Annotated in this window: 20 protein-coding genes; 6 read left to right on the forward strand and 14 right to left on the reverse strand. The window is 65.2% G+C overall.

Annotated elements, in window-relative coordinates; all coding sequences use genetic code 11:
• Window positions 1-9: 9 nt before the first annotated feature.
• The 3 genes from PNI01S_RS17915 to PNI01S_RS17925 all read right to left on the reverse strand — a co-directional run bounded on the left by PNI01S_RS17915 (window position 10) and on the right by PNI01S_RS17925 (window position 1,296).
• Entirely contained in the window at window positions 10-369 is a 360-nt protein-coding gene (locus PNI01S_RS17915) for a PilZ domain-containing protein (RefSeq protein ID WP_024762632.1), read from the reverse strand.
• A gap of 60 nt (window positions 370-429) precedes the next feature.
• Window positions 430-852, reverse strand: coding sequence for a DUF4124 domain-containing protein (locus PNI01S_RS17920; RefSeq protein WP_024762631.1), 423 nt, complete (start codon window positions 850-852; stop codon window positions 430-432).
• A 75-nt stretch (window positions 853-927) separates the two neighbouring features.
• Window positions 928-1,296: a lipoprotein gene (locus PNI01S_RS17925; protein WP_024762630.1), complete on the reverse strand. Its 369-nt coding sequence runs from the start codon at window positions 1,294-1,296 to the stop codon at window positions 928-930.
• A gap of 99 nt (window positions 1,297-1,395) precedes the next feature.
• Here PNI01S_RS17925 and PNI01S_RS17930 point away from each other — a divergent pair, with 99 nt between their 5' ends.
• The 3 genes from PNI01S_RS17930 (at window position 1,396) to pyk (ending at window position 4,749) form a co-directional block, all read left to right on the forward strand.
• Window positions 1,396-2,208 (forward strand): outer membrane protein assembly factor BamD, encoded by an 813-nt coding sequence (locus tag PNI01S_RS17930; protein ID WP_024762629.1) that lies wholly within the window; start codon window positions 1,396-1,398, stop codon window positions 2,206-2,208.
• 100 nt (window positions 2,209-2,308) lie between these two features.
• Entirely contained in the window at window positions 2,309-3,217 is a 909-nt protein-coding gene (locus PNI01S_RS17935; protein WP_084358728.1) for a universal stress protein, read from the forward strand.
• Between the two features lie 80 nt (window positions 3,218-3,297).
• Complete coding sequence (gene pyk / locus PNI01S_RS17940; RefSeq protein ID WP_024762627.1) at window positions 3,298-4,749, forward strand: pyruvate kinase; 1,452 nt, start codon at window positions 3,298-3,300, stop codon at window positions 4,747-4,749.
• A 385-nt stretch (window positions 4,750-5,134) separates the two neighbouring features.
• Here the strand turns inward: pyk and PNI01S_RS17945 are convergent, their stop codons facing one another.
• From PNI01S_RS17945 to PNI01S_RS17955, 3 genes are read right to left on the reverse strand one after another with little or no spacing between them, the layout of a single operon-like run.
• Window positions 5,135-5,908, reverse strand: a complete 774-nt coding sequence (locus tag PNI01S_RS17945; RefSeq protein ID WP_084358729.1) for an enoyl-CoA hydratase-related protein — start codon at window positions 5,906-5,908, stop codon at window positions 5,135-5,137.
• Between the two features lie 36 nt (window positions 5,909-5,944).
• Window positions 5,945-6,883 (reverse strand): iron-sulfur-binding ferredoxin reductase, encoded by a 939-nt coding sequence (locus tag PNI01S_RS17950; protein ID WP_084358730.1) that lies wholly within the window; start codon window positions 6,881-6,883, stop codon window positions 5,945-5,947.
• On the reverse strand, window positions 6,876-8,003 hold the full coding sequence (locus tag PNI01S_RS17955; RefSeq protein ID WP_024762624.1) for a GGDEF domain-containing protein: 1,128 nt from the start codon (window positions 8,001-8,003) through the stop codon (window positions 6,876-6,878). Before PNI01S_RS17955 ends, PNI01S_RS17950 begins: the two co-directional genes overlap by 8 nt.
• Before the next feature lie 252 nt (window positions 8,004-8,255).
• Here PNI01S_RS17955 and PNI01S_RS17960 point away from each other — a divergent pair, with 252 nt between their 5' ends.
• On the forward strand, window positions 8,256-9,779 hold the full coding sequence (locus PNI01S_RS17960; protein WP_024762623.1) for a fumarate hydratase: 1,524 nt from the start codon (window positions 8,256-8,258) through the stop codon (window positions 9,777-9,779).
• 131 nt (window positions 9,780-9,910) lie between these two features.
• Here the strand turns inward: PNI01S_RS17960 and PNI01S_RS17965 are convergent, their stop codons facing one another.
• From PNI01S_RS17965 to PNI01S_RS17975, 3 genes are all read right to left on the reverse strand, one after another.
• Window positions 9,911-10,213 carry a ribbon-helix-helix domain-containing protein gene (locus tag PNI01S_RS17965; RefSeq protein ID WP_017519692.1) on the reverse strand — a complete coding sequence of 101 codons (303 nt, stop codon included), beginning with the start codon at window positions 10,211-10,213 and terminating at the stop codon, window positions 9,911-9,913.
• Window positions 10,214-10,246: 33 nt separating this feature from the next.
• Window positions 10,247-10,828, reverse strand: a complete 582-nt coding sequence (locus tag PNI01S_RS17970) for a DJ-1/PfpI family protein (RefSeq protein ID WP_065084442.1) — start codon at window positions 10,826-10,828, stop codon at window positions 10,247-10,249.
• Window positions 10,829-10,931: 103 nt separating this feature from the next.
• The gene (locus PNI01S_RS17975) at window positions 10,932-11,510 is read right to left on the reverse strand and encodes a DUF2846 domain-containing protein (protein ID WP_084358731.1); all 579 of its coding nucleotides are present in this window, start codon (window positions 11,508-11,510) and stop codon (window positions 10,932-10,934) included.
• Window positions 11,511-11,697: 187 nt separating this feature from the next.
• Here PNI01S_RS17975 and PNI01S_RS17980 point away from each other — a divergent pair, with 187 nt between their 5' ends.
• Window positions 11,698-11,967, forward strand: coding sequence for a CopG family ribbon-helix-helix protein (locus tag PNI01S_RS17980; protein ID WP_024762620.1), 270 nt, complete (start codon window positions 11,698-11,700; stop codon window positions 11,965-11,967).
• Entirely contained in the window at window positions 11,958-12,245 is a 288-nt protein-coding gene (locus tag PNI01S_RS17985) for a type II toxin-antitoxin system RelE/ParE family toxin (protein WP_065084440.1), read from the forward strand. The genes PNI01S_RS17980 and PNI01S_RS17985 overlap by 10 nt, the downstream gene beginning before the upstream one ends.
• A 7-nt stretch (window positions 12,246-12,252) precedes the next feature.
• Here the strand turns inward: PNI01S_RS17985 and PNI01S_RS17990 are convergent, their stop codons facing one another.
• From PNI01S_RS17990 to PNI01S_RS18010, 5 genes are all read right to left on the reverse strand, one after another.
• Window positions 12,253-12,840 carry a GNAT family acetyltransferase gene (locus tag PNI01S_RS17990; RefSeq protein WP_065084471.1) on the reverse strand — a complete coding sequence of 196 codons (588 nt, stop codon included), beginning with the start codon at window positions 12,838-12,840 and terminating at the stop codon, window positions 12,253-12,255.
• Between the two features lie 183 nt (window positions 12,841-13,023).
• A complete protein-coding gene (locus PNI01S_RS17995; protein ID WP_084358732.1) occupies window positions 13,024-14,316 on the reverse strand; it encodes an acyltransferase family protein in 1,293 nt (430 codons plus the stop codon).
• A 34-nt stretch (window positions 14,317-14,350) separates the two neighbouring features.
• Window positions 14,351-15,508 (reverse strand): phospholipase D-like domain-containing protein, encoded by a 1,158-nt coding sequence (locus tag PNI01S_RS18000; protein WP_024762616.1) that lies wholly within the window; start codon window positions 15,506-15,508, stop codon window positions 14,351-14,353.
• Complete coding sequence (locus tag PNI01S_RS18005; RefSeq protein WP_084358733.1) at window positions 15,505-16,080, reverse strand: YceI family protein; 576 nt, start codon at window positions 16,078-16,080, stop codon at window positions 15,505-15,507. Before PNI01S_RS18005 ends, PNI01S_RS18000 begins: the two co-directional genes overlap by 4 nt.
• A 111-nt stretch (window positions 16,081-16,191) precedes the next feature.
• On the reverse strand, window positions 16,192-17,097 hold the full coding sequence (locus PNI01S_RS18010; RefSeq protein WP_084358734.1) for a LysR family transcriptional regulator: 906 nt from the start codon (window positions 17,095-17,097) through the stop codon (window positions 16,192-16,194).
• Between the last annotated feature and the right edge of the window lie 80 nt (window positions 17,098-17,177).

Here is a 17,177-nt window from a genome sequence, read left to right on the forward strand (position 1 = left end):
TCCTGCGCTTCAGACCGACTCCACCTGCCGGCGAAAACTGAAATAACGGCGCAGCGCGTCGACCAGTTCGACGTACTCCGTCGGCGCCGCCGCCAGGCTGAAGCCCGAATCGTAGTTGCCCGGATTGACGTCTTCGCGGCACCACTGGCAGGTGGCGGCGAACTCGATCAGCTGCAGCTTGCCGTCATGCCCCGGGATCTTCAGGCGCATTTCGAAGCGGCCACCCACCAGCATCGGCAGCTGGCTGATGAGGAGCAGCCCGTCCAGCGACACGTTGCCCAGGTAACCCATCGGTTTGTCGGTGATGCTGTTGAACACCTTCAGGTAGTAGGGCAGCTGATGGCGCTCGATATGTCGTTGATGACGCATAATGGCGTTTCGCTATGAGATATCGTCCAGTATGACGATGCTGCCCGCCGGGGGCCAGTCCTAACGACAACCTTCCGCCAGTCGTGCGCTAAGCGCCTGACGAGCGGCGTCGATCTGTGCATCGCTGTAGTAAGTCCTGTCGCCACTGCCGTCCTGCGAGAAGTAGCGCCCGCCATGACTGAGCGACTCCAGGTCATGACGCCACTTCGCACACTGCTGGTCCAGCTTGGCCTGCTGCTGCGCCGCCTGGCTCTGCGCGGCCGCGCTTTCATCTCGACGCGCATCGTAGAAGCGGCGGGTACGTTCCTCCCGCTCGCGGGTCGCCGCGTCACGTTCGACAACCTGCGGCTTGACCTCGACGCGTTGCGCCCCTGGCGGTGGTGTTTCGCTGAAGTGCACCTTTCCCTGAGCGTCGGTCCAGCGGTAGATATCCGCCGAAGCGAGCAGGGGGAAACACCAGGCGCAAAGCCACAGGGCGCGCATTCGTACCTCCTTGCACAAAGCACTCAAGAGATTAGCCAGCTAGCGGCCTGGCTCAAGTTCGCCACCGACCGGCGGTCAGGGGGTAGCCGGGTAGGTACGCGAATCGCCGGGCAGCCGACCGTTGAGACGCAGTGTCTCCAGGCGTGCCTTGGCCCGGTAAGCATACTCGCTGGTGGGGTAGCGGGCGATGATGAACTGGTAGGTCTGCGCCGCGTCGACGTAGAACTTCTCACGCTCCAGGCACTGCCCGCGCAGCATGGAGATTTCCGGCTGGATCCACGGCCGCGCGCGGGCCTTGCGCTCGGTCTCGGACAGCTCCAGTTGCACGCGCTGGCAGTCGCCGCTCTTGTACGCGCGGTAGGCGTTGTTCAGGTGATAGTTCATCGACCAGCTGGTGCAGCCGGTAACACTCAGCGCCAGCAGCGCGAGGAAAAGGGTTCGCATGGGCATATCCTCCGTTGGGAAGTGTATCGGCCCGTCTTGGCCGTACTGTAGCCCGCCACTAGACTCACGTGGACCTCGCCCTGGCGCAAAGGAGTTGCCATGCGTTTCGTCCATGCCCTGCCCCTCGTCATGCTGCTGCCCTGGCTCGCCGCCTGCGCCCCTACCACGCCGTTGTTCGTCGCGCAGATCACCACCGGTGAAGTCGCGGAGTACAAACAGCTCAAGAACAAGCGCATGACCGCCGCGGTGGAAGAAGAAGGCGACCTGCTCACCTACAGCGCCCAGGCCATCCGCGATGGCAAGAGCGCCGAGGCCGAAAAGCTCTACCTCACCGGCTACGACAACACCCGCTACAGCCCGGAAGTGCGGGCGATCGCCCTGTACCAGATCGGCCTGATCTACATGAGCCGCTACAACGACCAGCGCGATGACCAGAAGGCCATGGACTACTTCCAGCGCATCGACCGCGAGTTCCCCGGCACCCAGGCTGCCGAACATGCCGACGCGCGAGAGCTGATCATCCGCCAGCGCGCCAAGGACCCGGTGCAGAAAACCGCGAAGCAACTGTTGGCCGATTGGCAGCCGCAGTACAACCTGGACCTGAACAAGCCGACCCTCGATCCGGACATGACCCTGCTGTCACGCCGTGCCGTCCTCAAGGACCGTGTTGACGAGGCCGCGCAACTCTACCTGCTGGGCGCCAACGATCCAGCCATCCCGCCGGACATCCGCGAGAAGGCGCTGTACCAGCTGGGGTTGATGTACATGGCACAGGACAACCCCCACCCGGACCGCGAGAAGGCCATCGCCTACCTGCGCCGCCAGCTCGCCGAATTCCCCAACGGCGAGCTGGCCGACAAGGGCGCCCGCCATCTGGATCGTGCGCTGAACCAGACCTCGCCACGCAGCTGACGGCAAACCCGGCGCGCTGCTGAGCCACATCAAGGCGCACGGCAGGCGCCAGTGTCTACGCTTGCTCTGCATTGAGCGCAGAGCAAGCGAGGACTCCGCCATGAAGCTGCAGCACCTGCTCGTCATCATCGACCCGACCCGCGAGGACCAGCCCGCCCTCACCCGCGCCCGCTGGATCGCCCAGCGCTGCGGCGCGCGCCTGGAGCTGCTGGCCTGCGAATACAACCCGGCGCTGGACAACGCGCTGCTATTGGAGCGCGGCGACCTCGACGCCGCCCAGCGCAACCTGCTGGACGAACGCCTGGCCTGGCTGCAAGCGCTGGCCGAGCCGCTGCGCGACGGCGGCCTCGATGTGCACTGCCAGGTACGCTGGGGCAAGTCCCTGCACCACCAGGTCGTCCTCCACTGCGAGCAGACCACGCCCGACCTGATCCTCAAGTCCGCGCACCACCACAGCCTGCTCAAGCGCCTGTTCCTCACCAACAACGACTGGCAACTGATCCGCCACTGCCCGCAGCCGCTGTGGCTGGTGCAGCATGGCGAGTGGGCCGGCAGGAGCCTGTGCGCCGCCGTCGATCCGCTGCACAGCGGCGACGTCCCCGCCACGCTGGACCATCGACTGATCATGGTGGCCCGCGAACTGGAGCAGCGCCTGCAACTCGACGCCCATTACCTGCACGCCTACATGGCCCTGCCGCACACCCTCGCATTCAACGCCGAACTGTTGGCCGACTATGAAAATTACGTACTGCGTACCGAGGCGCATCACCGCAAGGCCTTCGACGCCCTGCTGGCCAGTTATCCACAGATCGACCGAGCACGTACTCACCTGGGCCAAGGCTTCGCCGAGGAGCTAATCCCCACCTATGTAAAGGAGCACGGCATCGACCTGCTGCTGATGGGCGCTGTCGCCCGCGGCCAGCTCGACAACGCGCTGATCGGCCAGACCGCCGAGCGGGTCTTCGAGGAAGTCGAATGCGATCTGCTGGTGATCAGACCTGTCACCTGAAAGAGAGTAAGATGGCGCCCTGGCTGCCTCGGACCCGCTCGCGGGGCAACCTGACCGCTGCTTTCCCCTAGGAGTCCCGCATGTCCCTTCGCCGCACCAAGATCGTCGCCACCCTCGGCCCAGCCAGCAATTCCCCCGAAGTCCTGGAACAGCTGATCCTCGCCGGGATCGACGTCGCCCGCCTGAACTTCTCCCACGGAACTCCCGACGAACACCGCGCCCGCGCCCAGCTGGTACGCGATATCGCCGCCAAGCACGGCCGCTTCGTGGCGCTGCTGGGCGACCTGCAGGGTCCGAAGATCCGCATCGCCAAGTTCGCCAACAAGCGCATCGAACTGGCGGTCGGCGACACCTTCCGCTTCTCCACCAGCCACCCGCGCACCGACGGCAACCAGCAGGTCGTGGGCATCGACTACCCGGACCTGGTCAAGGACTGCGGCATCGGCGATGAGCTGCTGCTGGACGACGGCCGCGTGGTCATGGTGGTGAAGGAAGTGAAGGCAGACGAACTGGTCTGCGAAGTCCTGATCGGCGGCCCGCTGTCCGACCACAAGGGCATCAACCGTCGTGGCGGCGGCCTCACCGCGCCGGCCCTGACCGAAAAGGACAAGGCCGATATCAAGCTGGCCGCGAGCATGGACCTGGACTACGTCGCCGTGTCCTTCCCGCGTGACGCCAAGGACATGGAATACGCCCGCCGCCTGCTCACCGAAGCCGGTGGCACCGCCTGGCTGGTGGCCAAGATAGAGCGCGCCGAAGCCGTCGCCGACGACGAAGCCCTGGACGGCCTGATCCGCGCCAGCGACGCGGTGATGGTGGCCCGTGGCGACCTCGGCGTGGAAATCGGCGACGCCGAGCTGGTGGGCATCCAGAAGAAGATCATTCTGCACGCCCGCCGCTACAACAAGGCCGTGATCACCGCGACCCAGATGATGGAGTCGATGATCCACAACCCGATGCCGACCCGCGCGGAAGTCTCCGACGTGGCCAACGCCGTGCTCGACTATACCGACGCCGTGATGCTCTCCGCCGAATCCGCCGCCGGCGAGTACCCGGTGGAAGCGGTCAAGGCCATGGCACGCATCTGCGCTGGCGCCGAGAAGCACCCGACCACCAAGAAGTCCAGCCACCGCATCGGCCAGACCTTCGAGCGCTGCGACGAAAGCATCGCCCTGGCGGCCATGTACACCGCCAACCACTTCCCGGGCATCAAGGCGATCATCTGCCTGACCGAAAGCGGCTACACCCCGCTGATCATGTCGCGCATCCGCTCCTCGGTACCGATCTTTGCCTACTCCCCGCACCGCGAAACCCAGGCTCGCGTGGCGCTGTTCCGTGGCGTGGAAACCATCCCGTTCGACCCGGCCGCCCTGCCGCCGGAGCGCGTCAGCCAGGAAGCCGTCGACGCGCTGCTGCAGCGTGGCGTGGTGACCAAGGGTGACTGGGTGATCCTGACCAAGGGCGACAGCTACACCGCCCAGGGCGGCACCAACACCATGAAGGTGCTGCACGTGGGCGACCTGCTGGTCTGACCCTGCGTCAGCAACAAAAAGGCCGCCCTCGGGGCGGCCTTTTCATTTCCGTTGCAGGGACCTTGTTGGAGCGAGTTTGCCCGCGAACCAGGATCGCAGCAGGGGCTTGTTCGCGAGCAAGCACTGGGCGTTCCCCTCGGTCCTACGAAGAGCAAAAGCTCGCGCTGCTCAATTCCTGTCCAATCCGCGCCAAGGCCTATGGCGCCTGGCTTGCAGCGGTTGCATCAGAGCTTATCCACAACGCCTTCCACATCTACTGTGGGCAACCGGCACGGCATCGCTCAAATACCGCTCAATCCCCTGCAGGCCATGCGCGGCGTGGGTTCTGCAGGTTGCCCCAGAGCTTATCCACAACGCGTTCCACAGATTGTGTGGGCAACCTGCCTCAGAGGAACTTGGAGAAATCCGGCTGGCGACGCTGGGTGAAGGCGCTCAGCGCTTCGTGGGCTTCCGGGGAGTGCAGGCGCTGCACGAAGTGCTGCCCCTCCTCCGCCACCACGCGGCGCAATTGCTCGATGAAAGGCGCTTTCAGCAGGCGCTTGCTCAGCGCCACCGCCGCCGGAGGCAGTTGCTGGAAGGCCTGGCAGACCTCGCGGGCACGCTGCAGCGCAGCCGCCCCGTCTTCCAGCGCCTCATTGGCAATGCCGTAGGCCACGGCCTGCTCGCCGGTAAAACCTTCACCGCGCAGCAACAGGCTGGAAGCCTTCACCGGGCCGACCAGGCGCGGCACCAGGAAGCTGGAGCCGAACTCCGGGCACAGGCCGAGGTTGACGAAGGGCATCTTCAGCTTGGCGCCCTTGGCGATGAATACCTGGTCGCAGTGCAGCAGCAGCGTGGTGCCGATGCCCACGGCCGGGCCAGCGACGGCAGCGACCACCGGCTTGGTGAACTCCATCAGCGCGCGCATGAAGCGGAACACCGCACTGTCCGGGCCGCTCGGCGGCTCCTGGAGGAAGTCGACGATGTCGTTGCCGCTGGTGAAACACTCGGCGTTGCCGGTGATCAGCACCACACGCACCGAACGATCCTCCTGCGCCGCTTCCAGGGCATCGGCGAGCCCCGCATACATGGTGCGGGTCAGCGCGTTCATCTTGTCCGGACGGTTCAGGCGCAGGGTCAGCAGGCCCTCTTCGCGCTCGACGAGAATCTGTTCGCTCATGGCAAGTCCTTGTTGTTTTTGAGTGGAGCGACCGGTTCAGGCGTGGGGCAGGAACAGGTCGGCCAGGGTCTGGCCACGGGGCACGCCGCAGAGGTAAAGGCGGCGGGCGAAGGCATCGACGCTGGCGGGATGGCCGCAGAGTAAGGCGAGTGTTCGCCGCGAAACAAGCCGGAGTTGCGCCAAAACCTCGGTCGACTCGGCCGTGGTCATCAGCGTGACCTCCAGCTCCGGGTGGCTGGCGGCCAGGGTTTGCAGGGGTTGGGCGAGGTAATGGCCAGCACGATCATGGGCCTGGTGAATGACGCGGATCGGCCCGCTGTGATGCTGCCGCAGCGCTTCACGCAGGACGCCCCAGAGCGGTGCCAGGCCGGTGCCGGAGGCCATCAGCAGCAGCGGCCGCTCGTGCCATTCCGGGTCATAGTGCAGTGCGCCTCCGCGCAGTTCGCCCAGGCGCACAGCGTCACCGATCTTCAGCTCACGGGCGAAATCGGCGAAGGCACCGCGCTCGCGACAGTCGATGTGGAACTCCAGCCAGGGATCGAGCCCCGGTACGCTGGCCAGCGAGTACGGCCGCGCAATGCCGTCGGCACTCCAGAGAATCAGGTGCTGCCCAGCGCCGTAGCGCAGCGGGCGTTGCGGGGCCAGGCGCAGGCGCAGCACGTCGGGGGCTGGCCAGTCCAGTTCGGCGACCGTGGCGGGCAGGCCGTCACGTTGCGGGTCGAAGGTTTCCACCGCAATGTCGCCGACCACCCGGCACTGGCAGGACAACCGCCAGCCCTGGTCTCGCCGTGCTGCATCGAGGGCGTCGGGCAGGGCATCGAGGACTTCTCCCTGCGTGCAACGTACCAGGCAGGCATGGCAACTGCCGGCCCGGCAACTGTAGGGCACAGCGATGCCGGCCCCGCGCAGGGCATCGAGCAGGTTGGTTCCGGGGCTGACCGAAAAGCGTTGCGATCCGGCCTGTATCTCAGGCACGCGTCCACTCCCATGCGGCATCGCAGCGGTTGCGTCCGCTGCGTTTCGCACGGTAGAGCGCCTGGTCGGCCCGTTGCAAGGCTTCGTCTAGATCGTCGTTGGCATCGAGCAGGGTCATGCCCGCGGAAAGGCTCAGGCTTTCGATGTTCACGCCCACCGGCTCTGCCGCGGCATAGGCCATCCGCAGGCGTTCACAGCAGGTGGTCAGGCGGTCGGCATCGGCGTTGGGCAACAGCAGGACGAATTCCTCGCCGCCGTAGCGTGCCAGCACATCGCCCTCGCGCAGGCAGGCCCGCGCCACGGCGGCGAAGGTCTGCAGCACGCGGTCGCCGGCGGCGTGGCCGTGAACGTCATTGATGCGCTTGAAGTGATCGAGGTCGATCAGCGCCAGGCCGTGGCGCTGGCCTTCGCGCATTTCTTCCAGCGCACGACCGGCCAGACGGAGAAAATGCCGGCGGTTGAACAGACCGGTGAGTTCGTCGGTAGCGACCAGGTCTTCGAGCTGGCGCATCATGCCGCGCAACGTGTCCTGGTGCGCCTGCAGCGCGTAGCGGCGCTGACGCATGCGTTGGCGCAGCGACTGCACGTAGCCAGCGAACAGGCTCAGCCAGGTCAGCACGATAAACAGCACCAGCAACTGCAACACGGCCTGGGCCGGCAGTTGCAGGCGTTGCTGGAAGGCTTCGTGGAGGTTGAGCCCGGCAAAGGCGATGAAGGCCAGCGCCGCACAGCGGGCGAACACCCTGGGCTGCAACTGGAAGACACCGAACAGCAGGATCAGCACGTAGAGCACCATCAGCGTGCCGCGCGCGGTATCCACGTTGGCCAGGAACAGAGTGTTCCAGACCACCGCCACCAAGACCTGCGGCTCGGTCATGCTCGGGTCGGTGAAGCGCTGGTTGCGCCCGGTGAGGAAGAGCCAGCCGAACACCAGCTGACTGCCGGCGACCAGCAGGGTGCAGGTCAGGGCGAAGCTGACGGGCGCGCGATAGAACTCGCCGAACACCGCCAACCACAACAACAGCAGCGCCAGGGCATAGGTCCCGAGGGCCATGCCGAATCGCCTGATGAGTAGTTTTTGTAAGGCGTGCTGCTTCAGAGGTGGTTTCAGCGTGCTCATGGGGCTCCATCCCGTAATGGCACCTTGCCCTCACTCTACTATCAAAGCGCCCCAGTGCCTAGCCGATCGGAATGTGGGCGGCCCTGGCAAGGTTCAGAGTCCATCTGGGACCAAGGTCGGATCGCTGGCGGGTGCGCGGCGAGCGGCCGCGGCGGTATACTACGGCGCCTTTTTTCGCCGCAGCCGTGTCGGCGAATTCCCGATGTAACAGGCCCCATGCCTGTACTACCCGCCTGAAGAGGACCGTGCTCCATGGCCGTGATCAAGCAAGACGACCTGATCCAGAGCGTCGCCGATGCCCTGCAGTTCATCTCCTACTACCACCCGGTTGATTTCATCCAGGCCATGCATGAGGCCTACCTGCGCGAAGAATCGCCGGCCGCCCGGGACTCGATGGCGCAGATCCTGATCAACTCGCGCATGTGCGCCACCGGTCATCGCCCGATCTGCCAGGACACCGGTATCGTCACCGTGTTCGTCCGCGTGGGCATGGACGTGAGCTGGGCCGGCGCCACCATGAGCGTCGACGACATGATCAACGAAGGCGTGCGTCGCGCCTACAACCTGCCGGAGAACGTCCTGCGCGCCTCCATCCTGGCCGACCCGGCAGGTAGCCGGAAGAACACCAAGGACAACACCCCGGCGGTGATCCACTACTCCATCGTCCCCGGCAACACCGTGGAAGTGGACGTGGCGGCCAAGGGCGGCGGCTCCGAGAACAAGTCGAAGATGGCCATGCTCAACCCGTCCGACTCCATCGTCGACTGGGTGCTGAAGACCGTTCCGACCATGGGCGCCGGCTGGTGCCCGCCGGGCATGCTCGGCATCGGCATCGGCGGTACCGCCGAGAAGGCCGCGGTGATGGCGAAGGAAGTCCTGATGGACGAGATCGACATCCACGAGCTGAAGGCCCGCGGCCCGCAGAACAAGATCGAGGAAATGCGCCTCGAGCTGTTCGAGAAGGTCAACCAGCTGGGCATCGGCGCCCAGGGCCTGGGCGGCCTGACCACCGTGCTCGACGTCAAGATCATGGACTACCCGACCCACGCCGCCTCGCTGCCGGTCTGCATGATCCCCAACTGCGCCGCCACCCGCCACGCACACTTCGTGCTCGACGGCTCCGGCCCGGCCGAACTGGAAGCGCCGTCGCTGGACGCCTACCCGGAAATCGTCTGGGAAGCCGGCCCGTCCGCGCGCCGCGTCAACCTCGACAGCATCACCCCCGAGGAAGTGCAGAGCTGGAAGCCGGGCGAGACCATTCTGCTCAACGGCAAGATGCTCACCGGTCGCGACGCTGCGCACAAGCGCATGGTCGACATGCTGAACAAGGGCGAAGAGCTGCCGGTGGACCTGAAAGGCCGCTTCATCTACTACGTCGGCCCGGTCGATCCGGTCGGTGACGAAGTGGTTGGCCCGGCTGGCCCGACCACCGCGACCCGCATGGACAAGTTCACCCGCCAGATCCTCGAGCAGACCGGTCTGCTGGGCATGATCGGCAAGTCCGAGCGCGGCCCCATCGCCATCGAGGCGATCAAGGACAACAAGGCCGTCTACCTGATGGCCGTGGGCGGCGCCGCCTACCTGGTCGCCCAGGCGATCAAGAAGTCCAAGGTCCTGGCCTTCGCCGAACTGGGCATGGAAGCGATCTACGAGTTCGAAGTGAAGGACATGCCGGTGACCGTCGCGGTCGACACCCATGGCGAGTCGGTGCACATCACCGGCCCGGCCATCTGGCAGAAGAAGATCGCCGAGAACCTGGCGGTGGAAGTGCAGTGATCACTGCATGACCGCCCCATGAAAAAGCCCGGCCATGTGCCGGGCTTTTTCATGGGTGAATGTCTGTGGCTTCGATGCAGGGGCAGGCCGATCGCGGATGAGTCCGATCCCGTAACGGTCGGCAGCAGGGCTCAGGCGCTGCGCGGCACCCGGTTCAGCTCCACGACGTTGTCACGGCGCTGGGCGAGGAAGCGCGTACAGCTCACCCGCAGGAAGGAAGCGAAGTTCACCACCTCCCCGCGATAGTCCATCACCTCGTCATAGAGCTTGGCGATCAACTGGTTGGTGGTCATGCCGTCCACCTCGGCGATCTCGCGCAGGATGTCCCAGAACTGGTTCTCCAGGCGCAGCGTGGTGACCACGCCACGGATGCGCAGCGAGCGGGAGCGCGACTCATAGAGGATCGGGTCGGCCTTTACATAGAGTTCGCACATGGACGGCTTCTCCTGCTTCGGGAGCGGGCAAGTTTACAGGCTGATCCTGGTGCCCAGTACGTCGAGAAACTTCGCCAGCCAGGCGGGGTGCGCCGGCCACGCGGGCGCGGTGACCAGGTTGCCGTCGACATGGGCGGCGTCTACCGGGATGTCCACGTACTCACCACCGGCCAGCGTGACTTCCGGGCCACAGGCCGGGTACGCACTGCACGCGCGCCCCTTGAGCACGCCAGCAGCGGCCAGCAGCTGGGCGCCATGGCAGACGGCGGCGATGGGCTTCTTCGCGGTGTCGAAGGCTTTCACCAGTTCGATCACCTTCGCATTCAGGCGCAGGTATTCCGGGGCGCGGCCGCCGGGGATCAGCAGCGCGTCGTAGTCGTCGGCGCGCACATCGGCGAAGTTGGCGTTGAGGGCGAAGTTGTGACCCGGCTTCTCGCTATAGGTCTGGTCGCCTTCGAAATCATGGATGGCGGTACGGATGCTCTGGCCGGCCTTCTTGTCCGGACAGACGGCGTGGACGGTGTGTCCGACCATCAGCAACGCCTGGAACGGCACCATGGTTTCGTAGTCTTCGGCGTAGTCGCCGACCAGCATCAGGATCTTCTTCGCGGCCATCTGGGGCATCCTCCCGGCAGGGCCCCGCCGTGGCGGCGGGGCATGCGGGAGAGCTTAGACAGTCACGCTGGCGGCGGGGTAATACGCCGCTACTACAGCACGGTCAGAGGCCGATGCGCTCGAAGAAGCCCGGCCCTTCGACTTCCTTGCCACTGGCGGCGATGCTCACCGGCTCCTGCACCTGGCGCGTGGCGGGGATTTCCCGAGAGCCCAGCTCCTTGCCCACCAGTTGCAGGGGGCCAGCGCCCTGGCCGGCGGTGTGCTCGTATTTGGGTGGCGTGTGGGTTTCGTCGTAGCGCAGGTAATAAACCTCGCCGGCGCGGGCCTCCAGGGTGAAGCCGGCGATCAGGGTGAAGTCCAGACTGCCACCGGCGAAGAAGGTCCAGAAGCTGCCCAGCAGCGGGCGGCGCATCTGTAGTGGATAACTGCCGGGGGCGAAGTGCAGTGTGAAGTAGCCGTTGCTCGGCAGGCTGCCGATCAGCTCGTTGTTGAGGAACAGCCCCGGCGCTTCCAGTTCTTCATCGGACCACTGGTTCTGCGGCCGGTAGAGGTACACCGTGGCCTGCTGCGAATCCGCGGGCTGCGCACTGTACTGCGGCCCGTCCACCGCGCCGAAGAAGGCGCCGGGCGAACTGCAGCCGGCCAGCATCAGGAGAAAGGCGCACAGGGCCAGTCGGAGCATGGAAAGTCCCTCTTATGGTTATGCCCGGAGCATAACCACGGCGCGTGAGCTTGCCACCCGTCGAAAGTCCGGGTCGAAGAGTTCACACAAACGCCAGGGCGAGCCCCGCTCATCCCAACCTGTTTGACACTGCTGCACCCAGAGCGAAGTATTACCCGGTATTACCTTTAACTACACAGGTGCCGCCATGGCCACTTCAGTCAAACTCGACGAGGAAATGCTCGCCCGCGTGCGCGAGCTGGCCGAACTGCGCCAGCGCTCGCCGCACTGGATCATGCGTGAAGCCATCGGCCAATACGTCGTGCGTGAAGAGCAGCGCGAGAAGCTCAAGCGCGACACCGAGCAGGCCTGGGAAGAATTCCAGGCGACCGGCCAGCACGTCACTGCCGAAGCGGTGGAGAGCTGGCTGAACAGCTGGGGCGATGAGGACGAGCAAGCCGCACCAAAATGCGAGTGATCTACGCGCCCGCAGCGCTTCGCGACCTCGACCGCCTGCGCCGATTCCTCCGGGAAACCAATCCCACCGCCGCCCGCCGCGCCGGCCAGATCATTCTCCAGGCCACCCAGGCGCTGGGGGCCTATCCGCAGATGGGGCGACTGATCGATGACCTGCCGATCGAATTCCGCGAATGGCCCATCGACTTCGGTGACAGCGGCTACATAGCTCGCTACCACATCGATGGAGAAACACGGGTCATCCTCGCGATCCGCCACCAGCGCGAAGCCGGTTACTGAACCCGAGTCAGCTCAGTTCCTTTAGCCAGAACATCATCGATTTCGCAGTCTCTCGCTGCCCACCGATATCGCGCCAGTGGTATTCGATCCGCAGGGAGGGCTGCGGAGTGAAGCCGCGCTGCAGCCAGAAGGCGTCCGGTGAGCGATAACCGGCAGGTCGCGCGGCATGCTCCGGTGGTCGCCGAAGAGCGCAGAAGGCCGCCCAATCGAAGCGTCCCAGGCCGCGCGCAAAGCGCTCGCGCTCCTCGAAGAAACGCAGGTCGAAAGCGGTGCTGCGGTACTCCGGCAGAACCACCGACTCGCCGAAATAGAAGATTCGTTCCGGGTTCCAGCCCTGCGCGAGGAGCGGTTGCTGGAGAGCCTCGGCCTCGTCCACCAGCGGCAGCCCGGTCGAAGCCCCCACTACCCGGCCCTCATCGATCACCAGTACGCACAGACTCCAGGCCGAGCGCACATGGCTGTCGAGGTATCCGGCTTCATATTCCGGGCCGCCGTCGTAGAGGTACGGATAATCACGGAACACGGTGATGCGCAGTCGCGCCAGATCATCGATGAACGGGCGAAGGGCGCCGCCGCTGAGTAGACGGAACTCGATGGGCATGGTGGCTTTCTTCCGCAAGGGGCCGCAGCGGCGGCACTGCAGAAAACCTAGCACCGGCAGCGCAGGTCGGCAGAAGCCGGTGAAGGGCGGCGCTGTTTCTGGTTCGCGAGCAAGCTCGCTCCTACGAAGAGCGCAACCTGTCGGAGCGCGCTTGCTCGCGAACGGCCCAACGATGGATTACGACTCGGTAACCACCCGTCGCCGCGGGGCTGGCGGTGTGGGCGGCACCGGCAACAGGTGGCGCACCAGCCATTTGCGCACCGGCACCACGCAGCGCTCCTGCACCAGCACGCAACTGGCGACCATGAACAGCAGGAACAACGGATACAGCCAGATCGACAACTGCTGATGGGTCGCGGACTCGACACAGAAAGCCCAGTCCGCGAGGCAATCCCCCGGTGCACGAATCAGTTTTTCCGTTCGCGAGAACAGCGTGAACAGCGGCACGTGCAAGGCGAACAGTGACAACGATGCAGCGCCCAATCGCGGCGACCAATGACGGATCACGCTGCTCTTCGGATCGCGCGGCAAAGCGCTCATGTACACCAGCATCAGCTGGGCCGGCAGCAACAGGCCGTTGTGTAGCAGGAAGTACCAGAACTTCGCGCCGTGAGTGTAGAGGTAATCGGCAACCAGGAAATTGGCCAGCACGAACGCGCCCATCGCCACCAGCATTCCGCGGCCGGGCAGATGGCCGGCGTCCTTGTACTCGCGGAACAGTCCGTAGGCGAGGATGCCGCTGAGGAACTCCGGCAATCGCAGCAGCGGGTTGCGGTGCAGCAGGCCGGTCCAGGGCATGCCGTACTGCTCGCTGGCAACCACCAGGATCGGCGGGATCAGGTAGAGCACCCACAGCGCCAGCAGCCAGCGCCACTTGTGCTGCAGCCGCGCCAGGCGCGGGGCGACGAAGGGGAAGCAGAGGTAGAAGAAGAACAGCGTCGACAGCGACCAGAGCGGCGCGTTGAAGGTCAGGTAATACGGGTTCCAGGCCTGCAGCATGGTGAGTTGGAGGATGCTGTTGAACAGCAGTTCGCGGTCGCTCATCCAGTGGTGGAACAGCTCCGGCTGCAACCGGCCGATGGCTTCGTTGGTGTCGTAGATGACGAAGCGCGGCGTCGCCTGGTCCAGGTCCGGGCCGATGCCCAGCCCGCTCACCACCAGCAGCACGGCGATGGTCAGCAGGATCGAGAAGATGTGCAGCGGGTAGAGGTTGGACAGGCGCTTGGTGAAGAAGCTGCGCGGGCTCTCGCGCAGGTGCCCGTCGGTGACGTAGACGTGGCAGAGCAGGAAGCCGGAGAGCACGAAGAAGGTGCTGGTGGCGAAAAAGCCCAGGGCAGTCAGGTCATCGAGGCCGGCGAATTTCTGCTCCGCCGGGTAACTGTGCAGCGTGTGGTAGATCACCACGTACAGGCCCATCAGGAAGCGCAGCCACTCCAGCCCGATGAAACGCTCCTTTTGAATCTTTTCCACACCGACCTCCTACTCGACAGACAACCCTGCGACGTCATCGGCGGCGGTCGAGGAAGTTCACCACCAGTCGGTCCAGCGAGCCCCACAGTCGCTCGCGAAGGCGTTTCCACCAGGGGCGCGCGCGCCAGAAACCCAGGTCGATCTCGCGGCTCTGCGCGAAGTCGGCAGCCAGACAATCGGCCACCGCCGCGGTGAATGGCGGATCGAACGCTTCTACATTGGCCTCCAGATTGAACCGAAGGTTCCAATGATCGAAGTTGCACGAGCCGACGCTGACCCAGTCATCGACCAGTACCATCTTCAGATGAAGGAAGCGCGGCTGGTATTCGAAGATCTTCACCCCGGCGCGCAACAGTCCAGGGTAATAGCGCTGACCGGCGTAACGCACGGGCGCATGGTCGGTGAGCCGGCCGGTGAGCAGCAGGCGCACGTCGACACCGCGCTGTGCAGCCTTGCGCAGTGCACGACGGACCTTCCAGGTCGGCAGAAAATACGGTGTCGCCAACCAGACGCGCTGGTGCGCACCACGCAGCGAACGAACCAGCGCCTGGAGGATGTCACGATGCTGGCCGGCATCCGCATAGGCAACGCGCGCCAAACCTTCGCCGTAGCTGGGAATCGGCGGCAGGCGGGTCAGCAGGACTTCCTCCCGCGGCTTCCAGGCCCGCACGCCGAGGCACGCATTCCACTGCCGCTCGAACAGACGTTGCCAGTCGGCGACGATGTTCCCGGTCATTTCCACCATCACTTCGTGCCAGTCGCTGCGGTTCTCCCGCGCGGACCAGAACTCGTCGGTGGCGCCGGTGCCACCGACATAGGCGATGCGCTCATCTACCAGCAACAGCTTGCGGTGGTCGCGGTACAGGTTGCGCAGGCCGGCTTTCCAGTTCAGCGGGTTGTAGTGGCGCAGCTCGCCGCCGGCCTCCAGCAACTGGCGCGTCCAGGCGCTGGAAAGCTTCAAGCTGCCAAAGGCGTCGAACAGGCAACGCACCTTCACGCCGCGCCCCAGGGCAGCCAGCAGCCGGTCGAGCAACGCCTCGGCGCAACTGCCGCTTTCCACCAGGTAGAGTTCCAGTTCGATCTGCCGCTCGGCGCTGTCGATGGCCTGGAACATGCGCGGGAAGAAGCGCTCGCCATCGCAGAGCAGGGCGAAACGGTTGCCCGTCCGCCAGGGGAAGATCGGGCCGCTCACCGCGAGGCGAAGATCAGCACGGCGCCCACCGGCACCGACAGGCCGATACTCTTCAGCCCGGCCAGTTTGCGCAGCTGCGCCACGCCCGGCGCGAGGCCGAAGTCAGCGGCATTGATCACCAGCGGCTGCAGGGTCACCACCTGGAAGCGGTGCTCGTCCAAGCGGGTGATCAGCACGTCGGTGCGGTAGTTCTTCGCCTGGCCATTGAGCTCCAGGCGCAGTGGCAGGCGCATCTCCAGTTGCACGCCGCTGGCCAGTTCGGTGATCGGGCGCAGGTCGATGCGCGAGGTGATGCGTGCCTCGGGAAACTTCTCGGTATCGAACAGCTTGTCGCGCAGGCGCTCATCGCGCAGCGGAATGCCGCTGCTCACCGAATCCATCTCGATGCGCAGCTCCACCTGCCCCTGCTCCTCCACCTTGCCGTGCATCACCAGGACGCGGTTTACCTCGGCGATATCGGCGTTCTTGGTGGTGACGAAGGTCAGCCGCGAGGACTCGTAGTCGAGGTACCAGGCAGCCTGGGCGGAAGCGGCGAAGCAGGCCGCGAAGAGGAAGGCGAACAGCGAGCGCATGAAATCCCTTACATGGAAACGGATGGACCAACGGCCAACGATAGCGGCCCGCCGTCGGCTTGCAAACCAGCCAACCGGCGAGCCCTTTGGGCAGGCGCCGGCGCCAATGGTTCAGTCGGCCAGCAGCGCCGGAATCCCGGCCACCAGCGCATCGATGGCGCAACGGATCTTCGACGGCATGTAGCGGGTCTTCTGCCACACCACATGGATATCCTGCGGCGGCTGATTACAACGCCCCTTGACGACTACCAGCTCGCCGCTCCTCACATGCCGAGACAGCAGCCAGGAAGGCAGACGAGCCAGACCAAATCCGGCCACGGCGGCTGCGGCGATCGCCTGCAGGTCGTCCATGCTCAGTTGCGGATCAATGTCGATACGACGCCGATGGCCGTCATCGTCACGCAGACTCCAGGGCGAGGTGACACCGGCGACCGAATAGCTGATGGCGGCGTGGCCGACAAGATCGTCCAGGCCCACGGGCATCCCACACTGGGCAATGTAGGACGGCGCCGCACCGATGCTGGTGTATTGCGCACCCAGTCTGCGCGCGGCGAGCGTTGCACTATCGCCCAGCGGACCAATGCGCACTGCAAGGTCGAAACCCTCCTCCACCAAATCGACGCGACGGTCGGTGAAGGACATGTCGATCTTCAGCGAAGGGTATTTCCGCGCCAACTCCAGCATCAGCGGCACCACGCAGAGGTGGCCGAAGGAGATCGGCACGCTGACCCGCAGGCGCCCGCGCGGCTCCATCCGACCGCCCTCCAGCGCAGTGTGCGCGGCCTCCAGCTCGGCCAGCGCACGCACGCAGCTGTCGTAGAACACCTGGCCGTCGTCGGTGAGGCTCTGGCTGCGGGTGGTGCGTTGCAGCAGGCGCACCCCCAAGCGCGCCTCCAGCCGGGCAATGGCCTTGCCGACCGCCGAGCGCGTGAGGTTCAAACGCTCCGCTGCAAGCGCGAAGCTGCCGGCATCCACCACCTGGACGAAGGTGGCAATGCCATCGAGTCGGTCATCCATCAGGCAGCCCCTTTTGAGTCCTCAAGAGCCCCAATGATGGGACCAAATGGCGCCAATGGGGAACCCTGTTCTTTTTCAGA

Origin of the sequence: Pseudomonas nitroreducens NBRC 12694, from assembly GCF_002091755.1 — a bacterium.
Lineage (GTDB): Bacteria > Pseudomonadota > Gammaproteobacteria > Pseudomonadales > Pseudomonadaceae > Pseudomonas > Pseudomonas nitroreducens.

Coding starts and splice junctions, on each gene's coding strand:
- PNI01S_RS17975 (WP_084358731.1), bottom strand. CDS start 11,510: ATGCTCCGACTGGCCCTGTGCGCCTTTCTCCTGATGCTGGCCGGCTGC.
- PNI01S_RS18010 (WP_084358734.1), bottom strand. CDS start 17,097: ATGGATGACCGACTCGATGGCATTGCCACCTTCGTCCAGGTGGTGGAT.
- PNI01S_RS17985 (WP_065084440.1), top strand. CDS start 11,958: ATGCGAGTGATCTACGCGCCCGCAGCGCTTCGCGACCTCGACCGCCTG.
- PNI01S_RS17955 (WP_024762624.1), bottom strand. CDS start 8,003: ATGAGCACGCTGAAACCACCTCTGAAGCAGCACGCCTTACAAAAACTA.
- PNI01S_RS17960 (WP_024762623.1), top strand. CDS start 8,256: ATGGCCGTGATCAAGCAAGACGACCTGATCCAGAGCGTCGCCGATGCC.
- PNI01S_RS17945 (WP_084358729.1), bottom strand. CDS start 5,908: ATGAGCGAACAGATTCTCGTCGAGCGCGAAGAGGGCCTGCTGACCCTG.
- PNI01S_RS17930 (WP_024762629.1), top strand. CDS start 1,396: ATGCGTTTCGTCCATGCCCTGCCCCTCGTCATGCTGCTGCCCTGGCTC.
- PNI01S_RS18005 (WP_084358733.1), bottom strand. CDS start 16,080: ATGCGCTCGCTGTTCGCCTTCCTCTTCGCGGCCTGCTTCGCCGCTTCC.
- PNI01S_RS17980 (WP_024762620.1), top strand. CDS start 11,698: ATGGCCACTTCAGTCAAACTCGACGAGGAAATGCTCGCCCGCGTGCGC.
- PNI01S_RS17970 (WP_065084442.1), bottom strand. CDS start 10,828: ATGGCCGCGAAGAAGATCCTGATGCTGGTCGGCGACTACGCCGAAGAC.
- PNI01S_RS17965 (WP_017519692.1), bottom strand. CDS start 10,213: ATGTGCGAACTCTATGTAAAGGCCGACCCGATCCTCTATGAGTCGCGC.
- PNI01S_RS17915 (WP_024762632.1), bottom strand. CDS start 369: ATGCGTCATCAACGACATATCGAGCGCCATCAGCTGCCCTACTACCTG.
- PNI01S_RS17935 (WP_084358728.1), top strand. CDS start 2,309: ATGAAGCTGCAGCACCTGCTCGTCATCATCGACCCGACCCGCGAGGAC.
- PNI01S_RS17920 (WP_024762631.1), bottom strand. CDS start 852: ATGCGCGCCCTGTGGCTTTGCGCCTGGTGTTTCCCCCTGCTCGCTTCG.
- pyk (WP_024762627.1), top strand. CDS start 3,298: ATGTCCCTTCGCCGCACCAAGATCGTCGCCACCCTCGGCCCAGCCAGC.
- PNI01S_RS17925 (WP_024762630.1), bottom strand. CDS start 1,296: ATGCGAACCCTTTTCCTCGCGCTGCTGGCGCTGAGTGTTACCGGCTGC.